Source organism: Paracoccus sp. DMF, assembly GCF_004407025.1.
Taxonomy (GTDB): domain Bacteria; phylum Pseudomonadota; class Alphaproteobacteria; order Rhodobacterales; family Rhodobacteraceae; genus Paracoccus; species Paracoccus aminovorans_B.
Window position 1 is genome coordinate 19,960 of the sequence record NZ_SOKV02000017.1, and the last position, 22,825, is coordinate 42,784.

Annotated in this window: 21 protein-coding genes; 13 read left to right on the forward strand and 8 right to left on the reverse strand. The window is 69.8% G+C overall.

Features of this window, described 5'->3' with window-relative positions:
• Positions 1-30: 30 nt before the first annotated feature.
• A complete protein-coding gene (locus E3D03_RS10955) occupies positions 31-936 on the reverse strand; it encodes a LysR family transcriptional regulator (RefSeq protein ID WP_263566995.1) in 906 nt (301 codons plus the stop codon).
• 89 nt (positions 937-1,025) lie between these two features.
• On the opposite strand from E3D03_RS10955, the gene E3D03_RS10960 reads away from it, so the two are divergent.
• Entirely contained in the window at positions 1,026-1,469 is a 444-nt protein-coding gene (locus tag E3D03_RS10960) for a PACE efflux transporter (RefSeq protein WP_263566996.1), read from the forward strand.
• Here E3D03_RS10960 and E3D03_RS10965 read toward each other — a convergent pair.
• On the reverse strand, positions 1,466-1,759 hold the full coding sequence (locus tag E3D03_RS10965) for a LysR substrate-binding domain-containing protein (RefSeq protein WP_263566997.1): 294 nt from the start codon (positions 1,757-1,759) through the stop codon (positions 1,466-1,468). The genes E3D03_RS10960 and E3D03_RS10965 overlap by 4 nt on opposite strands.
• A complete protein-coding gene (locus E3D03_RS10970; RefSeq protein WP_263566998.1) occupies positions 1,705-2,349 on the reverse strand; it encodes a LysR family transcriptional regulator in 645 nt (214 codons plus the stop codon). The genes E3D03_RS10965 and E3D03_RS10970 overlap by 55 nt, the downstream gene beginning before the upstream one ends.
• Before the next feature lie 103 nt (positions 2,350-2,452).
• On the opposite strand from E3D03_RS10970, the gene E3D03_RS10975 reads away from it, so the two are divergent.
• Positions 2,453-2,707 (forward strand): hypothetical protein, encoded by a 255-nt coding sequence (locus E3D03_RS10975; RefSeq protein ID WP_263566999.1) that lies wholly within the window; start codon positions 2,453-2,455, stop codon positions 2,705-2,707.
• A 3-nt stretch (positions 2,708-2,710) separates the two neighbouring features.
• Here E3D03_RS10975 and E3D03_RS10980 read toward each other — a convergent pair whose 3' ends face one another.
• On the reverse strand, positions 2,711-3,718 hold the full coding sequence (locus E3D03_RS10980) for a glycosyltransferase (protein ID WP_062562462.1): 1,008 nt from the start codon (positions 3,716-3,718) through the stop codon (positions 2,711-2,713).
• 219 nt (positions 3,719-3,937) lie between these two features.
• On the opposite strand from E3D03_RS10980, the gene E3D03_RS10985 reads away from it, so the two are divergent.
• The 3 genes from E3D03_RS10985 to E3D03_RS10995 all read left to right on the forward strand — a co-directional run bounded on the left by E3D03_RS10985 (position 3,938) and on the right by E3D03_RS10995 (position 6,676).
• Entirely contained in the window at positions 3,938-5,029 is a 1,092-nt protein-coding gene (locus E3D03_RS10985; protein ID WP_411969817.1) for a DUF475 domain-containing protein, read from the forward strand.
• A 98-nt stretch (positions 5,030-5,127) separates the two neighbouring features.
• A complete protein-coding gene (locus E3D03_RS10990) occupies positions 5,128-6,066 on the forward strand; it encodes a hypothetical protein (RefSeq protein WP_263567000.1) in 939 nt (312 codons plus the stop codon).
• Positions 6,067-6,163: 97 nt separating this feature from the next.
• A complete protein-coding gene (locus E3D03_RS10995) occupies positions 6,164-6,676 on the forward strand; it encodes an AmiS/UreI family transporter (RefSeq protein WP_263567001.1) in 513 nt (170 codons plus the stop codon).
• On the opposite strand, the gene E3D03_RS11000 is transcribed toward E3D03_RS10995, so the two are convergent.
• The 3 genes from E3D03_RS11000 to E3D03_RS11010 form a co-directional block, all read right to left on the reverse strand.
• On the reverse strand, positions 6,677-8,761 hold the full coding sequence (locus E3D03_RS11000) for a Gfo/Idh/MocA family oxidoreductase (protein ID WP_263567002.1): 2,085 nt from the start codon (positions 8,759-8,761) through the stop codon (positions 6,677-6,679).
• Positions 8,762-8,770: 9 nt separating this feature from the next.
• The gene (locus tag E3D03_RS11005) at positions 8,771-9,733 is read right to left on the reverse strand and encodes a glycosyltransferase (RefSeq protein WP_263567003.1); all 963 of its coding nucleotides are present in this window, start codon (positions 9,731-9,733) and stop codon (positions 8,771-8,773) included.
• A gap of 90 nt (positions 9,734-9,823) precedes the next feature.
• The gene (locus tag E3D03_RS11010) at positions 9,824-11,005 is read right to left on the reverse strand and encodes an HPP family protein (protein ID WP_263567004.1); all 1,182 of its coding nucleotides are present in this window, start codon (positions 11,003-11,005) and stop codon (positions 9,824-9,826) included.
• A gap of 170 nt (positions 11,006-11,175) precedes the next feature.
• Between E3D03_RS11010 and E3D03_RS11015 the strand changes: the two genes are divergently transcribed.
• The 4 genes from E3D03_RS11015 to E3D03_RS11030 are packed head-to-tail and all read left to right on the forward strand — an operon-like array spanning position 11,176 to position 16,056.
• Complete coding sequence (locus E3D03_RS11015) at positions 11,176-11,949, forward strand: LamB/YcsF family protein (RefSeq protein WP_411969818.1); 774 nt, start codon at positions 11,176-11,178, stop codon at positions 11,947-11,949.
• Entirely contained in the window at positions 11,946-12,731 is a 786-nt protein-coding gene (locus E3D03_RS11020; RefSeq protein WP_263567006.1) for a putative hydro-lyase, read from the forward strand. Before E3D03_RS11015 ends, E3D03_RS11020 begins: the two co-directional genes overlap by 4 nt.
• A 2-nt stretch (positions 12,732-12,733) precedes the next feature.
• Positions 12,734-14,287 carry an urea amidolyase family protein gene (locus tag E3D03_RS11025; protein ID WP_263567007.1) on the forward strand — a complete coding sequence of 518 codons (1,554 nt, stop codon included), beginning with the start codon at positions 12,734-12,736 and terminating at the stop codon, positions 14,285-14,287.
• Complete coding sequence (locus E3D03_RS11030) at positions 14,284-16,056, forward strand: acetyl/propionyl/methylcrotonyl-CoA carboxylase subunit alpha (protein WP_263567008.1); 1,773 nt, start codon at positions 14,284-14,286, stop codon at positions 16,054-16,056. Before E3D03_RS11025 ends, E3D03_RS11030 begins: the two co-directional genes overlap by 4 nt.
• On the opposite strand, the gene E3D03_RS11035 is transcribed toward E3D03_RS11030, so the two are convergent.
• On the reverse strand, positions 16,053-17,954 hold the full coding sequence (locus E3D03_RS11035) for a potassium transporter Kup (protein ID WP_263567009.1): 1,902 nt from the start codon (positions 17,952-17,954) through the stop codon (positions 16,053-16,055). The genes E3D03_RS11030 and E3D03_RS11035 overlap by 4 nt on opposite strands.
• Positions 17,955-18,104: 150 nt before the next feature.
• Between E3D03_RS11035 and E3D03_RS11040 the strand changes: the two genes are divergently transcribed.
• From E3D03_RS11040 to E3D03_RS11055, 4 genes are all read left to right on the forward strand, one after another.
• The gene (locus E3D03_RS11040) at positions 18,105-19,619 is read left to right on the forward strand and encodes a DUF4118 domain-containing protein (RefSeq protein ID WP_263567010.1); all 1,515 of its coding nucleotides are present in this window, start codon (positions 18,105-18,107) and stop codon (positions 19,617-19,619) included.
• A gap of 8 nt (positions 19,620-19,627) precedes the next feature.
• Positions 19,628-20,344 carry a response regulator gene (locus tag E3D03_RS11045; protein ID WP_263567011.1) on the forward strand — a complete coding sequence of 239 codons (717 nt, stop codon included), beginning with the start codon at positions 19,628-19,630 and terminating at the stop codon, positions 20,342-20,344.
• Positions 20,341-20,910, forward strand: a complete 570-nt coding sequence (locus E3D03_RS11050; RefSeq protein ID WP_263567012.1) for a HutD family protein — start codon at positions 20,341-20,343, stop codon at positions 20,908-20,910. Before E3D03_RS11045 ends, E3D03_RS11050 begins: the two co-directional genes overlap by 4 nt.
• Positions 20,911-21,018: 108 nt before the next feature.
• Complete coding sequence (locus tag E3D03_RS11055) at positions 21,019-22,803, forward strand: alkaline phosphatase (RefSeq protein ID WP_263567013.1); 1,785 nt, start codon at positions 21,019-21,021, stop codon at positions 22,801-22,803.
• Positions 22,804-22,825: the final 22 nt, after the last annotated feature.

The window sequence follows — 22,825 nt, forward strand, 5'->3', positions numbered from 1 at the left end:
CGGTCGCGCCCGGAGCCGATCCGGGCGCGGTCACCCGCCGATGGGGTCGGGCCAGTCGCTGATCCGCCGGGCGGTGAAGCGTTCGCGCAGCCAGCGCGCCGCCGGGCCGCTGGGGCGCTGCTTGTGCCAGACCAGCTCCAGCGCCACCGGCCAGTCGGCGCCGTCGAAGCGCAGCGGCGGAATCGCCAGATCCTCGCGCACCGTCGATTCGCGGATGATGTGGTCGGGCACCAGCGCCCAGCCGATGCCGCGGCGCACCAGCTGCAGGATCACCCAGTGGCTTTCGACCCACCAGACCTCGGCGGCGGTGCGCAGCCGCTGCTTTTCCGGCCCCTCGCTGCGCACGGCGACCATCAGCTGGCGGTGGCGCTTCAGATCCTCCCATTCGACCACGCCCTCGGCCAGCGGATGATCCTTGCCGCAGACCAGCTGCAAGGGCACCCAGCCCAGGGTGTGAAAGCCGATCTCGGGCGGCAGAACCTCTTGCCGCCACATCACGCCGATGTCGGCCTTGCCGTCCATGACCAGGCGGCTGACGTCCTCCATCATCGGAAACAGCAGCTCCAGCTCGACATGCGGGAAATGCGCGGCGAATTCGGCCAGAAGCTCGGCCTGCACCGCCTCGGGGTAGAGCTCGTCGATGGCGACGACCAGGCGGCTCTCGACATGGGCCTCGAAACTGGCGGCGACGCCGATCAGATGCGCGCGCCGGTCCAGCACCACCCGCGCCTCGCGCAGCAGCCGGTCGCCGGCGGGCGTCAGCACCGGATGCCGGCCCTCGCGGCGGAAGAGCATCACGCCAAGATCGGTTTCCAGGTTCGCGACCTGGGTGCTGACCGCCGACTGCGCCTTGCGCAAGGCCCGGCCGGCGGCCGAGAACGAGCCATGCTCGGCGCTCGCGACAAAGGCTTCCAGCTGTTCCAGCGATACCGTCATCGGCCTATCTGATTTTCAGATGGATGCTAACTTTCGCTCCGGCAGAATCAAGATAGAAAGCGGGCAACGACGGATAAAGGAAGCCGGAAATGACCATGCGCACATTCCCCGACCGGGTGCGGCACGCGCTGATGTTCGAAACCATCGGCCTCGCGATCATCACGCCGGCGGCAGCCTGGCTTTACGACAAGCCGATGCTCGACATGGGCGTGGTGGGCGTCGGCGCCGCCACGCTGGCGACGGTCTGGACCTTCGTCTTCAACCTGGGCTTCGACCATGCGCTGCGCTGGCTGAAGGGCGATGCGAGCAAGGCGCTGCGCCACCGGCTGCTGCATACGGTGCTGTTCGAATTCGGCCTGCTGGTGATGCTGCTGCCGCCGATGGCCTGGTATCTGGGCATGACGCTGTGGCAGACCTTCCTGCTGGACCTGTTCATCGTCGCCTTCTACCTGGTCTATAATTTCCTGTTCAACATCGCCTATGACCGGCTGTTCCCGCTGCCGGCGGCGCGGCCGCGGACCGCCGCGGCCTAGCCGGGGTCGGCGGCGATCTCGTCCAGCAGGAAGGCGCGGAACTTGCGGATCGCCGGGCGGTTGCGGCGACCCTTGGGATAGACCAGCCAGAACTTGCGCCCGCTGCGCGACAGCAGCGGAAACGGCTGGATCAGGCTGCCGGTCGCCAGTTCGAAGCGGAAGAAGCGCGGCGTCAGCAGCGCCACGCCATAGCCCTCCAGCGCCGCCCGCGCCTCGTGCAGGTCGGTCGACAGCGTCAGCCCGGGGCGCGGCGCGTTTCCCAGAAATCCACGCCCGCCGTGCGCATCCACAGCGCCCAGTTCGGATCGACCCGGTCCAGCAGCGGCAGCTTCAGCAGGTCCGCGGGGCTGTTCAGCGCATGCTTGCGCGCCAAGGCCGGCGACAGCATCGGCGTGTATTCGATCGGCATCAGCTCATGCGCTTCCAGGCCCGGCCAGTCGCCATCCCCGGCCCGGATGGCGACGGTGATGTCCTCGCGCCCGAAATCGACCAGGTTGTCGCTGGTCTCCAGCCGCACGGCCAGGTTCGGGTGGTTCATCTGGAACTTGCCCAGCCGCGGCGAGAGCCAGGCCCCGGCAAAGGTCGGCACGGTCGAGATCGACAGCGTCGAGACCCCATCCGCCGAAGGGTCGGCATAGGTCTCGCGCAGCATGTCGAAGGCGTCGATGGTGGGTCGGGCGAACAGCGCCCCGGTCTCGGTCAGCACGATGCCGCGCGGCTTGCGCAGGAACAGCGGCGTGCCCAGCCGTTCCTCGAGCAGCCGGATCTGATAGCTGACCGCGGCCTGGGTCATGCCCAGATCCTCGGCCGCGCGGGTGAAGCTCAGATGCCGCGCCACGGCCTCGAAGGCGCGCAGGGCGGCGAGCGGGGGCAGTGCCATAAGTCCACCTTATGCGGGCTTGCCGAGGCTTTGTTGGTCATTCGCGGCGCAGGGTAGCATTGTCGTTGCGTGGATCAAGCACGAGCATCGCAAGGAGGCTGAAATGTCCCACGATCTTGCAAACTCCCGCCCGCAAGGCTGGCTGGGCCGGCGCCTGTTCCGGCTGTTCGGCCTGGAGCCCCGGGATAAGCAGGGCCTATCGCTGTGCCGTGATCGCATGGCGGCGCTGGACGATCCCCGGACCCGGCGCGCCATCGCCGACCTGCCGTCGCATCTGCTGCGCGACATCGGCGTGGTCGAATTGCGTCCCGGCGATACCGCCGTCGAGGGCGAGGCGCTGCGCCGCCACCTATGGTAGGGGTCAGTCCCCCGGCTCGGCCAGCGCCACGACCTCGGCATGGCTCAGCCCCAGCCGGCGGCGCAACCCGTCGCGAAAGGCGCGGCGCATGATGCGCCGGTAATGCGCCGCGTCCGGGCCGTAATGCCGGGCGCGGCGGTGCCATTTCAGCGCCAGCAGCGGCAGCAGCGGCCAGAACCACGGCCCCGCCGCCACCCGATAGGCCAGGAGCGTATTGCGGTGGATGTAATAGACCTTCCACAGCGGCCGCAGCACCATATGCCCGCCGGTATGCACCGCGCCGGTGTCATGTTCGAAGCGCAGCTCGGGCAGGAAACCGATGCGCAGGCCCTTGCGCCGCATCTCCAGCGTATAGAGCTGGTCGTCGCCATAGATGAACAGCCGCTCGTCCGGATAGCCGACCTGCGAGAAGCAGCCGCGCGACAGGAACAGGCCGACGAAGGAACTCATGTCGATCTCGACCGGCTCGGCCTCGGCGCCATAGCTGCTGTCGTCGATGTAGAAGCCGCCGCGCCCGCCGGTCAGGGTGCGCAGGAACTCGGGCAGGCGCCAGAACGGGTTGCGATAGGGGCGGTTCATCTCGCAGACCTGACCCCCGGGCGTCAGCACGGCGGCGCCGAGCGCGTCCCAGCCGTCCAGCGGCAGGGCCCGGAACTGCGCGATGGTGCCGGGAAACGGCCGGCCGTCGTCGTCCATCACCACGATCCAGTCCGGGTCGAGCCCGTCCACCAGATGGCGCATGCCGCGCGCGAAACCGCCGGCGCCGCCGAGATTGTCCATGCTGCGCATATGCGTAAGCCGGTCATCCTCGATGGTTTCGAGGTAATCCGAGGTGCCGTCCGTCGAGGCATTGTCGAAGACCAGCACATGGTCCAGATCCTCGGCCAGCAGCCGGCCGACCGTCACCCGCAGCTTGTCCAGCCGGTTGTGCGTCACCACCAGCGCGGCGATGCGCTGGCGACGGCTCTCCGGCTGGTCTGGGATCGGGCGCATCGGCGGGTCAATCGTCATGGGGCGCCGCCTGCCTAGCGGATCGCGGCCCCTGCGACAAGCGCCGGGCCGCCGGGCGTGCGCAAGGATTTTCTTGCAATCGGACGCGATTTCCGCCATTGCTGAGGCGTTCACGCGAAAACGTGAACGCAGTTTGATGTCCGGGCCCCTCTGGCGGACGTGGCGGCACGTTCGTGATGTCGGCATCGATCAGTGACCAGCCGCCTGGAATTTTTCAAAATGACGCAGGGAAGCAATCCTCTTTCGGGGAGCGGCATCGGTGACGGGGCGCGTCGCCCGACCGTGCAATATTTCACGTGGGCCTTCATCGTCACCGTGCTGGGACTGGCGCTTGGCGCCTTCCTGGGCTGGCAGACCACCGGCACGGTCGGCGGCACGCTGTCGGTGTTCTTCATCTGCGCCGTGCTTGCGGTGCTGGAGATCTCGCTGTCCTTCGACAACGCCATCGTCAACGCCAACAAGCTCAAGGACATGACGCCGGTCTGGCAGCGCCGCTTCCTGACCTGGGGCATCGTCATCGCCGTCTTCGGCATGCGTATCGTCTTCCCGCTGCTGATCGTGGTGATCGCGGCCAAGATCGGGCCTTGGCAAGCCATGGTGCTGGCCGCCAGCCAGCCGGACGAATATTCGCGCATCATGCATGACGCGCATCTGCCCATCGCGGCCTTCGGCGGCACCTTCCTGATGATGGTGGGCCTGTCGTTCTTCTTCGACCATGAAAAGGACGTGCACTGGGTCAAGTGGCTCGAGGACCGCATGTCGCGCTATGCCACCATCCGCGGCATCGAGGTCGCCATCGTCCTAGTGACGGTGCTGATCTTCTCGCGCTTCCTGAAAGGGGCGGAATCGCAGGTCTTCTTCAGCTCGGCGATCTGGGGCCTGCTGACCTTCCTGCTGGTCGAGGTGCTGGGCGGGCTTCTGGACAGCAGCCAGCAGACCTTGCAGGCCGGCGCCAAGGGCGGGCTGGGCGCGTTCCTCTATCTCGAGGTGCTCGACGCCTCCTTCAGCTTCGACGGGGTGATCGGCGCCTTTGCGCTGACGCATAACCTCTTCGTTATCGCCATCGGCCTGGGCATCGGCGCCATGTATGTGCGCTCGATGACCATCATGCTGGTCGAGCGCGGCACGCTGGCCGAATACCGCTTCCTGGAGCATGGCGCCTTCTATGCCATCATCGCGCTGTCGGTCATCATGTTCGTGCAGCCGCTGGTGCATATCCCCGAGGTCATCACCGGCCTGGGCGGTGCGACGCTGATCGGCATCTCGCTCTGGTCCTCGATCCGCTGGAACCGTCACAACCACGAGGCGTAAGCCCTTTGCCATGACGGAGGGCCGCTGCCCGCAGGGGCGGCGGCCTTTTTGCTGCGCGGGATTCCTGCTAGGATCGCCGGGAAAAGAAAGGTCGTTCCTTGCGTTATCTCGTTGCCGTCGTTGTCGCCGCCGTCCTGCTTGCGCTGATCTGGCTCGCCGCCGCTTGGTGGCGGGCGAAAACCCCCGATAGCGGCGCCGATGTGCAGGCGCTGTATCAGGCGCCCCGCGCGCTGCCGCAGGGACCGCTGCGGGTCTATCACCTGGGCCACAGCCTGGTCGGGCGCGACATGCCGGCGATGCTGGCGCAGATGGCCGGGCACGACTATGCGCTGCAACTGGGCTGGGGCGCGGCGCTGAGCGAGCATTGGCGCGGTCCCGACGCGGTCAACGGCTATGCCCAGGAAAACGCCACGCCCCGCCACCGCGAGGCGCATGAGGCGCTGAAAAGCGGCCGCTACGACGCTTTCGTCATGACCGAGATGGTGCGGCTGAAGGATGCCATCGCCTACAAGGACAGCCGCAAGGCGGTGGCGGATTGGGCGGCCGAGGCGACGGCCGGCAACCCGCAGGGCCAGATCTTTCTGTACGAAAGCTGGCACGCGCTGGACGACCCCGAGGATTGGCTGGCCCGCCTGCCGCGGGATCTGGAGACCCTGTGGCAGCCCGACCTGCTGTGGCCCGCCGCCCGCGCCGCCGGCAAGCCGGTCTGGCTGATCCCGGTCGGGCAGGTGCTGCATGCCGTGGTGGCCGAGGCCGAGGCGCAGGGCATCGCCGAGCTGACCGCGCGCGAGCAGCTGTTTGCCCGCAATCCCGACGGCTCGCTCGACACGATCCATCCGAACGACCTTGGCCTTTATATCGTCGCGCTGGCGCATTACGCGGTGCTCTACGGCCGCAGCCCGGTCGGCCTGCCCAACCAGCTGAACAAGGCGGACGGCACGCCGGCCGCGGCGCCCTCGCCGGAACTGGCGCGGCGCCTGCAAGAGATCGTCTGGCAGGTGGTGCGGGACCAGCCGCTGACCGGCATTCCGCGCTAGATCAGAAGACTGAATTCCCGATTTCTTGAAAACATTGCCGTTGCACTCGCCGGCGATTTTGCCTCTTTGGCGGGCAGTTGCCAGATCGGAGTGCATCATGCTGACCGGATTCGTGCTGTTCTATGTCGGGGCGGTGCTGTTTCTGAACGGCCTCTGGCTGATGGGCCGCATCGCCGACCGCGAGATCGTGGTCATCAACGTGATCGCCGCCACGGTCTCGGGCGCATCGGTGCTGCACGACGCCTTCGGCGCCGGCGCGGGTGCCGCCAGCATCCGCAACGGCGCGCTGAGCCTGCTGTTCTGCACCACCTATCTGTGGGTCGCCTATAACCGCTTCTCGGGCGCGGACGGGCGGGGCCTGGGCTGGTTCAGCCTGTTCGTCGCCGTCACCGCCATCCCCGTGACCCTGCGCGCCTTCGCCGAGGCGGCCAGCGGCACCGAGCTTTGGCTGGCCGCGAACTGGGCGGTCTGGGGCATCCTGTGGTTCCTGTATTTCCTGCTGCTGGCGCTGGGGCGCCCGATCCAGCGGCAGACCGCCTGGGTCACGCTGCTGGCCGGGATCTTTACCGGCTGGCTGCCCGGCTTCCTGCTGCTGGACGGGCTGATCTGATCACCAGAACAGATGCGCCTCGTCGATGGCGCGGCGCCAGAAGGCATCGCGGTCGGCCTCGGGCGCCCAGCCCAGCAGCCGCTTGGGCTTGCCGTTGTCAAAGGGCGACAGGTGCCCGCGCGATTTCCAGTCGGCAAGCGAGGCAGGCGCCGCACCCTTCTTGCGCAGCGCGTGGCGTTTCAGCCCCTGCTTCATCGCATCCGACAGCCACAGCGCCGTCAGGTTCGAGCCGCTGACCTTCAGCCGCGCGCCGGTGCGGGCATGGATGGCGTCGAAGTAATCGCGGCCCGAGAACATCGGATCCCCGATCAGGTTGAAGCTTTCCCCCAGCGCCGCGTCGCTCTCCATCATGGCGATCAGCCCGTCCGAGACATCGTCGGCCAGCACGAAGGGCAGGATGTTGCGGCCATTGCCCCACAGCCGCACCGCACCGGCGCCGTGCCAGCGGCCGATGCCCCAATGCTGCAAGGGCCCGCCGTCGCCCAGCACGATGCCGGGCCGGGCGATGACCAGCCGCAGCCCCTGCGCCTGCATGGCCAGCAGGCGCTTCTCGCCCTCGGCTTTCGAGCGGGCATAGATGTTGCGGGTCTCCATCGCGCCGAAATCACTGGCCTCGGTGATGGTCCGGCCGGGGTCCGCCATGTCGTAAGAGGCGATGGTGCCGGTATGGATCAGCCGGCCGACGCCGGCGGCGATGGCGGCGCGGCCGATGCGCTCGGTCGTCGCCACGTCGTTTTCCAACGCCGCCTGCCAGCTCTTGTCGGTGGATTTCGCCAGATTGAAGACCACGTCCATGCCGGTCATGGCCTGAACCAGCCCGGCCTCGTCGCGCATCGAGACGCCATGGGTCTCGACCCGGTCGGCAAGGTCGGGGAAGGGGCCGTTCCGCCCGCGCGAGACCACGCGCACGTCATGCCCGCGCTCGACCAGCCGGCGGGTCAGGTTGCGGCCGATGAAGCCGGTGCCGCCGATCACCATGACGCGCGGCTGCGGCGTGCCGATGGGCCGGGCCGGGACCGGCGGCAGGGCGGACAGGCGGTCCAGCGCGGCCCCGATCCCGGCCATGACCGCCTGCGCCGCCTCGGGGGCGAAGCGCGGGTCGGGTTGGCCCTTGCGGATGCCGTCGTAAAAGGCCGCGACCGTCGCCCGGAAGCTGAGCCCATAGGGGCTTTTCTGGTTCAGCGACGCCGCCTGCCGCACCGCGTTCCGCACGCCCTCGCGCAGATGCGCGGCCGAGGCGCCCAGTTCCTTCAGCAGCGGGTTCAGCACCAGGTCGGCGGTATTGTCGCGCCTGACCACCAGCGTATCGGCGGCGAAATCCATCCGCGCCATGCCCGATGAGCCGCGCAGGCTGACCGAACGGTCGTCGAAGGTCTCGACCAGCGACAGGGCGATGGTCACGTCCACCGGACCGGCGCGGCCGATGATGCGCCAGCTTTGCGGCCGCTGCTCGCCGCCGGGCAGGGTGATCCACTGGCCCAGGCTGACATGCTCGACCTCCAGCGGCCCCAGCAGGTCGGTGGCGAGCGAGAAGGGATGCGGGCCAAGCTCCAAGAGCAGGTTCCGCGTCTCGCGCAGCATCCACAGGCTGTAGGGGCCCGACCGCAGCGGCACCAGCGGCAGCGCCCAGTTGATCTGCGCGCTGCTGACCAGGCCCAGATCGCCGGCCTGCTTCGCCGCCTTCAGCCGCTCATAGGACGGCAGGGCCAGGAAATTGTGGCAGGTGCCGAAGTGCCGGCCGGCGGCGCGGGCGGCCTCGGCCATGTCCTGGACCTCGGCGACCGACAGGGCGACCGGCTTTTCGACCAGCACATGCAGCCCGGCCTGCAGGCATTTCACCGCCAGGTCGCGGTGCAGGTTCGGCGGCGTCAGGATATGGACCACGTCGCAAACCCCGGCCGCGATCATCTGGTCGAGATCGCTGAAAGCCGCGATGCCATAGCCTGATGCCAGCGCCTCGGCCGCCTCGCGGGCCGGGTCGCAGACCGCGACCAGCCGCGCGCCGGGCGTCGCGCGCACCGCGTCCGCGTGCCACGAGGCGATGTAGCCGGCGCCGATAATGCCGACGCGCAGGTCCGAACTCATGAAAAACTCCTATTTATACTCGATAATCCGCATGGCGTCGCCTTTGCGGCGGCGGCGGTGATAAGTCCACATCCCGAAAAGGTTAGGCAGTTTCGCCAGCGTCAGCAAAGCCGCCTGCTGCAGCGCCATCGGCTTGTCGGAAAGCCCGCGCCAGGTCTTCCAGAAGGACAGCGCGTAAAGCGCCAGCACCGCCGCCGAGAGCCAGGGGCTGGTGAAAAGCCCCAGCAGGAACAGCAGCGGCAGCGCCAGGCCATAGATCCAGACCCGCAGCTTTTCGCGCTTGAAATAAGGCGGGTGCATGGCGCCGACCTGGGCAAAGCCGTGGCCGTTGCGGATGGTGCGCTGCCACCACTGGCCGAACCGGGTCATGGCGGCGTCGTGCCAGGTCATCTGCACCGGCAGCCGCTCCAGCGTCCAGCCGGCCTTGCCGATGCGCAGGCAGAATTCGTCGTCCTCGGCCGCGATCACCGTGGGGTCGAAGCCGCCGACCTGCCGGAAGGCCGCGACGCGGACCATCATGTCGCCGCCACAGGCCACGATGGGCCCGGCGGGGCGGCGCCAATCGACCTCGCACATCTGGTTGTAGACGGTGGCGGTGGGGTGGATCTCGCCGCGCCAGCCGGTGACGATGCCCAGTTGCGGGTCGGCCTGCATGGCGGCGACGCCGGCCTCCAGCCAGCCGGCCTCGACCCGGCAGTCGCCATCGACGAATTGCACCAGGTCCAGCGCGCCCCCGGCCAGCAGCGCCTCGGCCCCGGCATTGCGGGCACGGGCGGCGGTGAAGGGGGTCGTGGTGTCCAGTTCGACCACCGCGACGCCGAGCGAGCGGGCGAAGGCCACGGAATCGTCGCGCGAGCCGCTGTCGACATAGACCACGCGGTCGCATAGCGGCACCAGCGAGCGCAGGCAGGCCTTCAGCCTGTCCCCTTCGTTGCGGCCGATGGCCACCGCACCCAGCGTCGGACGGTGCATGATTCCCCCGGATTGACGCAACCGCCGGCAGATTAGCCGCGAGGCGGCCGTTTCTGCAATGCGGCGGGGCCTGTCGTTATGGGCAAGTGGTCAATGCGCCGCGCGCTCGCGGCGCAGGCTTTGCCGGGCCAGGGCCGAGATCAGGTCGGTCTGGGTGACGATGCCGACGATGCGCGCGCCGTCCAGCACCGGCACGGCATGGCAGTCGCCCGAGGCGAGCATCGGCAGCAGCGTCGCGATGGGGCTGTCCGGGCCGACATGCGGCGGATCGGTCTGCATGATCTGCCCGGCCCGCGCCGCCGGCCCCGAGCGGCCCAGCAGGTCCGCCATGGCCGAAAGCAGCCGGCGGTTGCGGCGAAAGGCGTCCTCGCGCGCGCGGCGGATCAGGTGGATCTGGAAGATCACGCCGCGGAACTGGTCGCCGTTCTCGACCACCGGGATGGAGGTGAAGTTGTGCTCGCGGAAGATGTCGGCGACCACCGACAGGCGGGTCTGCGGCCCGACGGTCACCAGGTCGCGCGACATGACCTCGGCCACGGACAGCGGTCCGGCCTGGTGGCTGGCGGCCTGCAACTCGGCGGCACCGATCAGCCGGGCCAGGTCCTCGACGCCCAGGTTCAGCGACTGGCGATAGCGCTGCAGGATCTCGGTCAGCTCGGCCTCGGACAGGCCCAGCCGCTCCATGGCCGGGTGGTCGGCGGTGCCATGCGGTCCGGGGTCCTCGAAATGCCGGAACGGATAGCGCCGGCCGGTCGCCCCGGCGTAGAGCATGGCGATCACCACCAGCGCCAGGGTGCCGGCCATGACCGGCGCCAGCACGAAGCGGAAGCCCAGCTCGCGCACCGCCTCGGGGTTCATGGCGGCGGTCATCGCCACGGCGCCCGCCGGCGGATGCACCGCGCGCAGCGGCACCATGGCGGCGATGGTCGCGCCGACCGCCAGCGCGATGCGCCAGCCCGGGTCGGGCACCAGCAGGCAGGCTAGGACGCCGATGGCCGCCGCGGCGCCATTGCCGACCACCGCCGACCAGGGCTGCGCCAGCGGGCTGTTCGGCACCGCAAAGACCAGCACCGAGGTCGCCCCGAAGGGCGCGATCATGTAGAGCCCCAGCCGCAGGTCGGCCGAGGGCGACAGCAGGAGCAGCCCCGAGATCCCCAGCCCGACCAGCGCGCCGATTCCCGCCCGCAGCGCCTCGCGCGGCGAGCCGGGGGCGATCGCCGGCCCCAGCGCCAGGGCGATCCGGTGCAGCATGGTCCCGGCCGGTTTCGTCATCGCGCCCCTTTTCCGATCTGCCCTGCAAATGGGCAGCTGATGCGCGTAATTGTCGCATCGACGACCCGGTGACAAGCCCGCGCGGTCCGGCAAGCGCAGATTTTGCCATGGGAATCATCTGCGAATTGATCGACAACCACAGGGATCGCAAAGCGGCCGCAGTCGGAGGAATCGGGATGAAGATCGACCTGAACAGCGACTTGGGCGAAGGCTATGGCGCCTGGAGCATGGGCGACGATGCCGCGATGCTGGGCATCGTCAGCTCGGCCAATCTCGCCTGCGGCTTTCACGCCGGCGACCCGCTGACCATGCTGGCCACGGTGCGCGAGGCGGCGGCGCGCGGCGTCGCCATCGGCGCGCATGTCTCCTATCCCGACCGGGTGGGCTTCGGCCGCCGGCCGATGGAGGTGAGCCATGCCGAACTGGTCGCGGACGTGATCTATCAGATCGGCGCGCTGCAGGGCATCTGCGCCAGCGCCGGCACCCGCGTCTCCTACGTCAAGCCGCATGGCGCGCTCTACAACACCATCGCCGTGGACCCGAAGCAGGGCGCGGCGGTGATCGAGGGCATCCGCGCCGTCGATCCCGCGCTCGCGCTGATGGGCCTGGCCGGGTCGCAGATCCTGGCCCAGGCGGCCGAGGCCGGCCTGCCCACCATCGCCGAGGCCTTCGCCGACCGCGGCTATCGTCCCGACGGCCAGCTGGTCTCGCGCCGCGATCCGGGCGCGCTGCTGCACGATCCCGAGGCCATCGCCGCCCGCATGCTGCGCCTGGCGACCGAGGGCGAGATCGAGGCGGCGGACGGCTCGGTGCTGCGTCTGCGGGCCGACAGCATCTGCGTACATGGCGACAGCCCCGGCGCCGTCGCCATGGCCGCCCGCATCCGCGCGGTGCTGCTGGCGGGCGGCGTGACCATTGCTGCTTTCGCGGGGGCGGCCGCATGATCCCCGACATCGCCACGGCCCGCGCCGCCCGGCTGGCCTGCCGCAACGGCGCCCCGCGCCCCACGGCGGGGCTGGCGCCAGGGTTCACGCAATGCAACCTGATCGCGCTGCCCCGGGACTGGGCCTGGGACTTCCTGCTTTTCGCGCAGCGCAACCCCAAGCCCTGCCCGGTGCTGGACGTAACCGACCCCGGCAGTCCCCGCACCGCGCTGGCGCCGGAGGCCGACCTGAGGACCGACATTCCGCTATATCGCATCTGGCGCGACGGCGTGCTGGCCGAGGAGACCCCTGATGCCACCGCCGCCTGGGCCGAGCATCCCGACCTGGTGAGTTTCCTGATCGGCTGCTCGTTTACCTTCGAGGCGCCCCTGCAGCAGGCCGGGATCGAGATGCGGCACATTGCCCAAGGCTGCAACGTGCCGATGTTCCTGACCGCCCGCGATTGCCGGCCGGCGGGGCGGCTGCATGGCAAGCTGGTCGTCTCGATGCGGCCGATCCCGGCGGGACGGGTGGCCGAGGCGGTGACGATCTCGGGCCGCACGCCGGCGGTCCACGGCGCCCCGGTGCATGTCGGCGCGCCCGAGGCCCTGGGCATCGCCGACCTCATGCGCCCCGATTTCGGCGATCCGGTGCCGATCCGGCCGGGCGAGGTGCCGGTGTTCTGGGCCTGCGGCGTGACCCCGCAGGCGGTGCTGATGACGTCGAGGCCGCCCTTCGCCATCACCCATGCGCCGGGGCATATGTTCATCACCGACGTGCCCGACACGCATTGGCAGGCGTGACCATGCGCTTCCTGCCCATCGGCCCCCGCACCCTGCTGGCGGAACTGGACGACCTCGACCAGACGCTGGCGCTGTTCGATGCGCTGCTGGCCGATCCGGTGCCGGGCGTCTCCGAGATCGTCCCGGCCGCCCGCACGCTGATGATCCGCACCGCGCCCGGCACCGCCGCCGATGGCCGGCTGGCCGGCGCGGTCCTGGCCCGCCAGCCGGCGCCCGGCACGCCGCCCAAGGCGCGTGCCGGCGAAACCGTCGAACTGCCCGTGACCTATGACGGCGAGGATCTGGCCGATGTCGCCGCCCATATGGGCCAGACCGAGGCCGAGGTGGTCGCCGCCCACCAGGCGGCCACCTGGCAGGTGGCCTTTTGCGGCTTCGCGCCGGGCTTTGCCTATATGACCTGCGACGATCCGCGCTTCGACCTGCCGCGCCGCCCGGCGCCGCGCACCCGCATCCCGGCCGGCTCGGTGGCGCTGGCCGGGCGCTTCTGCGGCGTCTATCCGCAGGAGACGCCGGGCGGCTGGCAGCTGATCGGCCGCACCGCGGTGCCGATGTGGGACCTGTCCCGCGACCCGCCGGCGCTGCTGCGCCCCGGCCTGCGCTGCCGTTTCGTCGCGCGCAGGGCCAAGGTCCACGCCTCGGCCGCCATCCCGCAGCCGCAGCCTCGGCACGGCCTGCGCGTGCTGTCCACCGCCTTTCCCATCGTCTTTCAGGACGAGGGGCGGCCGGGGCAGGGCGGGCAGGGGGTCTCGGCCTCGGGCGCGCTGGACATGGGGGCGCTGCGCCGGGCCAATCGCGCCGTCGGCAACCCCTCGGACGCGCCGGTGCTGGAGATCACCCTGGGCCCCGTCCGCCTGCAAGCCGACCAACCGATGACGCTGGCGCTGACCGGCGCGGCGCAGGCCAGCGTCGCCGGTCACCTCATCCCGCGCGGTGCGGCTTTCGCCGTGGATGCGGGCGACGAGATCGCCATCGACCCGCCCGGCGCGGGCATGCGCAGCTATCTCGCCCTGCGCGGCGGCTTCCGGGTCGCGCCGGTCCTGGGCTCGGCCGCGACCGACACGCTGGCCCATGTCGGGCCCGAGCCGATTACGGCGGGCGTCGTGGTTGCCGGTGCGAACCGTCCCGCCGTCGCCGTCGCCGCGCCCGAGCCCGAACCGCCGCTGCCGAAACCCGGCGAGCTGGTCGAGCTGCCGGTGACTCTCGGCCCGCGCACGGATTGGTTCACGCCCGAGATGGTCCGGCATTTCCTGGCGCAGAAATGGCTGGTGACGCCGCAAAGCTCGCGCGTGGGCATCCGCCTGCACGGCGCGCCGGTGACGCGCGAGGACGCGACCGAACTGCCCTCGGAAGGCACCGAGACCGGCGCCGTCCAGATCCCGCATTCCGGCCAGCCGGTGCTGTTCCTGGCCGATCATCCGCTGACCGGCGGCTATCCGGTCATCGCCACGCTGCGCCCCGAGGCGCTGGACCTCGCCGGCCAGATCCCGCCCGGCGCCCGCATCCGCTTCACCGCCGCCCACGACTTCGCCCCGATCACGCCACGGAGGCCCGCATGACGCTTTTTGCCACCGGCCCGACCCGGCCAATCAACCGCCTGCTGATCGCCAATCGCGGCGAGATCGCCGTGCGCGTGATCCGCGCCTGCCGCGACGAGGGCATCGAAAGCGTCGCCGTCTATGCCGATGCCGACCGTGACGCGATCTTCGTCCGCATGGCCGACCAGGCGCATGCGTTGGGGGGCGAGAAGCCCTCGGACACCTATCTCGACGCCGGCAAGATCATCGCCATCGCCCGCAAGGCGGGCGCCGATGCCATCCATCCCGGCTATGGCTTCCTGTCGGAACGCGCCGAATTCGCGCAGGCCGTGCAGGATGCCGGGCTGATCTGGATCGGCCCCGACCCGAAGGTGATCGAGGCGCTCGGCGACAAGATCGAGGCTCGCCGCATTGCCGAAACCGTCGGCGCGCCGCTGGTCGCCGGCACCCCGGGCCCGGTCGGAACCCCGGCCGAGGCGCTGGCTTTCGCCAAGCAGCACGGCCTGCCCATCGCCATCAAGGCCGCTTTCGGCGGCGGCGGCCGCGGCATGAAGGTCGCCTGGCGCCTGGAAGAGGTCGAGGAGCTGTTCCAATCCGCCACCCGCGAGGCGCGGACCGCCTTCGGCCGCGGCGAATGCTTCATCGAGCAATTCCTTGACCGCCCGCGCCATGTCGAGGCGCAGGTGCTGGCCGACAAGCACGGCACCGTCAAGGTCATCGGCACCCGCGACTGTTCCCTGCAACGCCGCAACCAGAAGCTGGTCGAGGAGGCGCCGGCGCCCTTCCTCAGCGACGAGCAGCGCGCCCGTATCCACGCCTCGGCCCGCGCCATCTGCGCCCGTGCCGGCTATTCGGGGGCGGGGACGGTGGAATACCTGCTCTCGGCCAATGGCACGATCTCGTTTCTGGAGGTGAACACCCGGCTGCAGGTCGAGCATCCGGTGACCGAGCAGACCACCGGCATCGACCTGGTGCGCGGCATGATCCGCGTAGCGCAAGGCGCAAGGCTGGCCGACGAGACGGTGCCCGAGCCGCGCGGCCATGCCATCGAGTTCCGCATCAATGCCGAGGACCCCGCGCGCGGCTTCCTGCCCACGCCCGGACCGGTCGAGGTCTTTGACGCGCCCTCGGGGCCGGGCATCCGGCTGGACAGCGGCGTGGCCCAAGGCTCGGTGGTGCCGGGCAGCTTCGATTCGCTGATGGCAAAGCTGATCGTCACCGGCGCCACCCGCACCGAGGCCCTGCAACGCGCCGCGCGCGCCTTGCGCGAATTCCGCATCGAGGGCGTCGCCTCGGTGCTGCCCTTCCATCGCACGGTGGTCGCGGCGCCGGATTTCCGCGCCGAGAACGGCGATTTCCGCGTCCATACCCGCTGGATCGAGACCGATTTCGCCGCGGCGCTGGCCGAGACGGTCGCGCCCCATGCCCGCGTCGCGCCGGCGCCCGCTGCGCCGCTGCTGCGCGTCGCCATCGAGATCGACGGCAAGCGGCATGAGCTGGGCCTGCCCGGCAACCTGCTGGCGCAGATGCCGCAGGGCACGGCGGCCCCGCAAGCCGCGCCCGAGGCGGACGAGGCCCTGCTGACCGCCCCGGTCCCCGGCACCCTGACGCTGTGGCAGGTCGAGGACGGCGCCGCGGTGGAACCTGGCCAGGTCGTCGCCGTCATCGAGGCGATGAAGATGGAGATCCGCGTCGAGGCGCATCGTGCCGGCAGGCTCAAGCGGCTGGCCGAGGAGGGCGCCTCCCTGGCCTTCGGCGCGGCCCTGGCCCGGATAGAGGCCGCGCCCTAGATGTTCATCTGCGCCCCGATCTCGACCACCCGGCCCGCCGGGATGCGGAAATAGTCCGAAGCGGCGGCGGCATTGCGCGACAGCGCGATATAGAGCTTGCCCTGCCAGCTCGGCATGCGCGAGCGGGTCGAGATCCGCAGCCGCCGCCGCGACAGGATGAACGAGGTCGCCATGATGTCGAACTTCCAGCCCTGCTTGCGGCATTGCACCAGCGCCTGCGGCACGTCCGGCTCTTCGGCATAGCCGTAGATGAGCCAGACGCGGCGGAAGCGGTCGTTGATGTCCTCGATCCGCACCCGCTCGGCCGGGTCCACGCGCGGCACCTCGGCGGTGGTGATGGTCAGGATCACGTTCTGCTCGTGCAGCGACTTGAAGTGCTTGAGGCTGTGCAGCAGGGCCGAGGGCGCCAGATCCGGCGTCGAGGTCAGGAACACCGCCGTCCCGGGCACCGGGGCGATGCGGTCGGATTTCTCGATCTGCGCCAGCAGCGCGCCCAGCGGCAGCTCGGCCTCGCGATCCTTGGCCAGCACGATGGCGGTGCCGCGCATCCAGCTGGCCATGGTCAGCAGCATGGCGCCGGCGATGCCCAAGGGGACATAGCCGCCCTCGTGCAGCTTCATCAGGTTGGCGCCCAGGAAGGTCAGGTCCAGCACCAGGAAGGGCAGCATGATCGCCACGGCCAGCCACAGGGGCAGCTTCCAATGCTTCCAGATCACGATCATCGCCAGCAGCGCGGTCACGACCATGGTCCCAGTCACGCTGATGCCATAGGCCGAAGCGAGGCTCGAGGACGAGCCGAAGATCATCACCAGCGCCAGCACCGCCAGCATCAGCCAGCGGTTGACGCCGGGCATGTAGATCTGGCCCTGGTGCTCGTCCGAGGTGTGGCGGATCTTCATGCGCGGCAGCATGCGCAGCTGCACCGCCTGCTGGGTCAGCGAATAGGCGCCGGTGATGACGGCCTGGCTGGCGATGATCGTGGCCATGGTGGCCAGGATCACGACCGGCAGCAGCGCCCAGTCGGGGAACATCAGGAAGAACGGGTTCTCCATCGCCTCGGGCCGCGACAGCAGCAGCGCGCCCTGGCCGAAATAGGTCAGCAGCAGCGCCGGGAAGGCCACGAACAGCCAGGCCATCTGGATCGGCTTGCGGCCGAAATGGCCCATGTCGGCATAAAGCGCCTCGGCCCCGGTCACCGCCAGGAAGACCGCGCCCAGGACGACAAGGCCGAGCCGGCCGTTTTCCAGCAGGAAGCGCAGGGCATGGATCGGGTTTAGTGCCGCCAGCACCTCGGGGTCTTGCAGGGTCCAGTGGATGCCGCCCGCCGCCATGACCATGAACCAGATCAGCGTGATCGGGCCGAAGAAGCGGGCAACCGCCTCGGTGCCGCGGTTCTGGACCAGGAACAGGGCGATGATGATGGCGATGGCGATGGGCTCGATATAGGGATCGACCTGCGGGGTGACGAGCTTCATCCCCTCGATGGCCGACAGGACCGAGATCGCCGGGGTGATCGCCGCGTCGCCGTAAAACAGCGCCGCCCCGATCATGCCCAGGACCAGCACCACCCGGTTCGGGCGCCCCATGGCGCGCTGCGCCAAGGCCAGCAGCGACAGCGTGCCGCCCTCGCCCTGGTTGTCGGCGCGCAAGAGGATCAGGACGTATTTCACCGTCACGATCAGCACCAGCGCCCAGACGATCAGCGACAGCACCCCCAGCACGTCCTCGCGCAGCACCTGGCCATGGGTAGCGCCGGCGGCATGCATCGCCTCGCGGAAGGCGTAAAGCGGCGAGGTGCCGATGTCGCCATAGACGACCCCGATCGCGGCCAGGGACAGCGACAGCAGTCCCGCGCGGCGCGGCTGGGTGTCGGACATATGGGTATCCAGACTTGCCATGTATTCATTCCCCTGCGCCGGAATCGCGCCGGCCCGAGCGGGCAGATTGCGCCGGGCGCGCATAAGGGATCGACAGGGATTCCGTTAACGGGTGTAAGGAAATCGTAAAGACCATGGACAAGGCCGGCGCCATCGCGCCAGATCCGGGATATGGACCGTTTCGAACCCTCGCGCCTGCCGCCCGACGACCGCCGCTGGAGCACCATGCCCCGCTTCGGAGGCTTCCTGGGCGCGGCGCTGCTGCTGGCGCTGGTGACGCTGGCGGCGGATCGGCTGCACGAGCTTCTGCCCGAGAATGTCTCGATCCTGCTGTTCCTGACCGCGGTGCTGATCAGCGCGGCGGCCTTCGGCTTCTGGGTCGGGATCGCCAGCGCGGTGGGGGCCATCGCCGCCTTCAACTTCCTGTTCGTCGAGCCGCATTTCACCCTGCATATCGCCCAGCCGCAGGATCTGATCACGCTGGCGGTGTTCCTGCTGGCCGCCAGCCTGACCGGGCTTCTGGCCGGGCGCTTGCGCGAGCAGGTCGATGCCGCCAAGGGCCGGGCCGCCGCGCTGGAGGTGGTGTCGCGGGTCAGCGGCGACCTGGCCGGCGCCGCCAGCGCCGAGGACGTGGCCCGCATCGCGCTGCGCCACCTGCACGAGCTGGCGCAGGGCCCCGCGGTGGCGCTGGTGCCCGAGCAGGACGGGCTGCGCCTGCTTGCGGCGCTGCCGCAGGGCTATGCGCCGGTGGCAAGCGATCTGGACGCCGCCGACATCGCCTTTCGCCGCCGCCGCGCCGAATTCGCCGCCGCGCGGGGCTGGGCTGGCTCGCGGCTGAGCTTCTATCCCCTGCATGCCGATGGCGGCGGCACGGTGCTGGGCCATGCCCGGCTGGACCCCGACCGCCGCGACCGCGAGTGGCGCGAGACGGGGATCGAGGTCGTGCTGCGCCAGTCCGAACAGGCGTTGCAGCGGCTGGCCCTGGCCGAGGCCGCCGAGGCCGAGCGCCGCCGCGCCGTCTCCGAGGAGACCCGCGCCGCGCTGCTTGCCTCGCTGTCGCATGACCTGCGGACGCCGCTGGCGACCATCCTCGGCGCGGTGACGACGCTGCGCGAACTGGGCGCGACCCTGCCGCCGGCGGCGCAGGCCGACCTGCTGGCCGCCATCGAGGAAGAGACCGGCCGCCTGGCGCGCTATGTCGAAAAGCTGCTGCAACTGACCCGGCTGCAAGCCGGCATCGCCGCGCAGATGGCCTGGGTCGATGCCGGCGACGCCATGCAGGCGGCGGTGGCGCGGGCCCGGCGCAGCTGGCCCAAGGCGCGGATCGCGACCGAGGCCGCCGCCCTGCCGATGATCCGCGCCGAGGCCGGGCTGCTGGAGCAGGCGATCTTCAACCTGGTCGAGAATGCGGTGAAATATTCGCAGGGCCCGATCCGCGTCACCGGCGCGGTCGAGGGGCAGGAGCTGGTGCTGACCGTGCTGGACAGCGGCCGCGGCCTGCCGCCGGCCATCGCGGAATGGCTGGCCTCGGACGAGGCGGTGGGCGCGCCGCCCGGCGCCGGACTGGGCCTGCCGATCTGCAAGGGCATCACCCGGGCGCTTGGCGGGCGGATGACGGCGCAGCGCGGCAGTTCCGGCGGGGCGGCGCTGGCGATCCGCCTGCCGATCCCGAAGCCCCGCGCCTGAGGCCGGCCATGGGGGACCGCCGCCTGATCCTGATCGTCGACGATGAGCCGCAGATCCAGCGCTTCCTGGGCCATGCCCTGGTCGCGGCCGGTTACGACACCTGCCTGGCCGGCAATGGCGCCGAGGCGCTGGCCCAGGCCGTGGCGCAGGAGCCCGACCTGATGATCCTGGACCTGGGCCTGCCCGACATGAACGGCAAGGAGGTGATCGAGCGGCTGCGCCTGCGCTCGGACATGCCGGTGATCGTGCTTTCGGCCCATGACCAGGAGATGGAAAAGATCATGGCGCTGGACCTCGGCGCCGACGATTTCGTGGCCAAGCCCTTCGGCATCGGCGAGCTTCTGGCCCGGCTGCGCGCCAGCCTGCGCCCGCGCCGCGCCGCCCGCAGCGAGCAGGTGCGCCAGGGCGGGCTGGTCATCGACCTGGCCGCGCATCAGGTCAGCCGCGACGGCGAGGTGCTGCGGCTGACGCCCAAGGAATTCGACCTGCTGGCGGCGCTGGTCGGCAATGCCGGTCGGGTGATGACGCATCACAAGCTGTTGCAGCTGGTCTGGGGCCCGGCGCATGTCGACGACGTGCCCTATCTGCGGGTCTTCATCGGCCAGCTGCGCCAGAAGCTGGAACGCGACCCGGCGCGGCCGGAACTGATCCTGACCGAGCCCGGCGTCGGCTATCGCTGGGCCGCAACCGAAGGAGGCCCGGCCGAGCCGGGGAAACAGCCATGAGCCATCGCATCCTGCGCACCCCCGACCACCGCCGCATGCCCTGGAAGAACGGCCGCGGCGAAACCGTCGAGGTCGCCGTCCACCCCGAGGGCGCCGGCCTTGCCGATTTCGGCTGGCGCGTCAGCATGGCCGGCGTGACCGAGGACGGCGACTTCTCGCTGTTTCCCGGCATCGACCGGACGCTTGCCGTGCTGACCGGCGCGGGCATCGCGCTGCAGGTGCAAGGGGAGGGGCTGCACCGGCTGACGCCGCGGTCCGAGCCCTTGGCCTTTCCCGCCGACGTGCCAAGCGCGGCGCGGCTGATCGACGGGCCGATCACCGACCTGAACGTGATGACCCGGCGCGGCGCCTTCCGGCATCGGCTGGTGGCGCTGGACGCATCCCCGGCCCCAAGCCCGGTGCCCGACTGGCGGCTGTGGCTTGCGACCGACCATGCCACGCTGGAATTCGCCGGCGAGACGCTGGCGCTGGCGCCGCACGACGCGGTGCTTTGCGACGGGCCCGAGGCGGCGCTGCCGCTGACCCCCGCGCCGGACCTGTGGCTGATCGAGATCTTTCGCGCCTGAGCAATCGTCACACAGCCGTCACCGTCCCGCCGTATCCTCGTCACCTGAACCGCCTAAGGCAGCCCGCGTGGGGCTTTGAAGCCCGACCCAATTCAGAACGAGGCATCCATGCGCAAACTCTCTGCCGCCCTTGCGGCCAGCACCATGCTGACCGGCTTCGCCCTGTCGGCCACGGCTGCGGAAATCTATCCGCTGGACCGGGCGACGATCCTGGCCGGCTCGCCCTTCGACTTCAAGGTCGAGCTGGAGGGCGTCGCGCCCCAGGATGCGGTCTCGGTGCTGGTCAATGGCAAGCCCTATGCGGAAGCCTTCGGCAAGCCGGCCGAATATGTCGCCGAGGAAAAGGACGAGGACGGCGCCGTCATGGGCTCGGCCCTGATCCTGCGCGGCGTCACCCTGGCCGAGCCGGGCCGCTATACCGTCGAGGTCAAGGCCGGCGACCAGAGCCGCAGCGCCACCTGGGAGGTCTATGGCACCGCGACCGCGCCCAAGGCCAGGAACGTGATCTTCATCGTCGGCGACGGGCTTTCGGTCGCGCATCGCACCGCGGCGCGGATCATGTCCAAGGGCATGACCGGCGGCAAGGCCAATGGCCGGCTGGCGATGGACGACCTGGACCACATGGCCTTCATCGGCACCTCGTCGACCCATTCCATCGCCACCGACTCGGCCAATACCATGTCGGCCTATATGACCGGTCACAAGGCCCGCGTGAACGCGCTTGGCGTCTATGCCGACCGCACGCCCGACAGCCAGGACGACCCGCGCGTCGAGACCATCGCCGAGGCGCTGCGCCGCACCACGGACAAGTCCATCGGCATCGTCTCGACCGCCGAGCTGGAGGACGCGACCCCGGCCGCCCTTGTCGCCCATACCCGCAAGCGCGGCGACAAGGAGGATATCGTCGGCATGATCCACGACGTGCAGCCCGAGGTGATCCTGGGCGGCGGCTCGGCCTATTTCCTGAAATCCGACGTGCCGGGCTCCAAGCGCAAGGACGACAAGGATTACGTCCAGATGTTCCGCGACGCCGGCTATGCCGTGGCCTCGACCGGCGCCGAGCTGAAGGCCGCCGCCGGCAGCAACAGCGGCAAGATCCTGGGCCTGTTCCACACCGGCAACATGGACACCTGGCTGGACCGCAACCAGCTGAAGAAGGGCACGGTCGAGAAGTTCCCCGACCAGCCGGGCCTGGTCGACATGACCCAGGCGGCGCTGGACCAGCTGTCGAAGAACCCCGAGGGCTTCTTCCTGATGGTCGAGGGCGCCAGCATCGACAAGATGTCGCATCCGCTGGACTGGGACCGCGCCGTGGTCGAAACCATCGAGCTGGACCAGGCCGTGGCGCTGGCCCGCGACTTTGCCGCCAAGAACCCGGACACGCTGGTCGTGGTGACGGGCGACCATACCCATGGCGTGTCGCTGATCGGCACCTTCGACCGCTCGACTGCGCCCGACGCCGACATGCGCGAGCGGGTCAAGGTCTATGACGACGCGGGCTTCCCCGACTATGCCGACGCCGACCGGGACGGCTATCCGGACAGCGTTGACGTCAAGCACCCGCTGGCGATCTTCGCCTCGAACTACCCGGATTACTACGAGACCTTCGGGCCCAAGCTCGACAACCCGTTCACGCCGGCGATCCAGGCGCAGGACGGCGTCTATGTCGCGAACGAGGCCTACAAGGACGTGCCCGGCGCCGTGCTGCGCCAGGGCAACCTGCCGCGCGAGAACGACACCGCGGTCCATGCCGTCGACGACATCGTGCTGCAGGCGACCGGCCCGGGCGCCGAGGCCTTCAAGGGCTACATGGAGCAATCCGACGTCTACAAGGTCCTGGCCGACGCCTTTGCCCTGGGCACGGTGCAAAAGCAGCAGGCGGCGCAGAACTGACGCCTTTCGGCCTGTCCCCGCG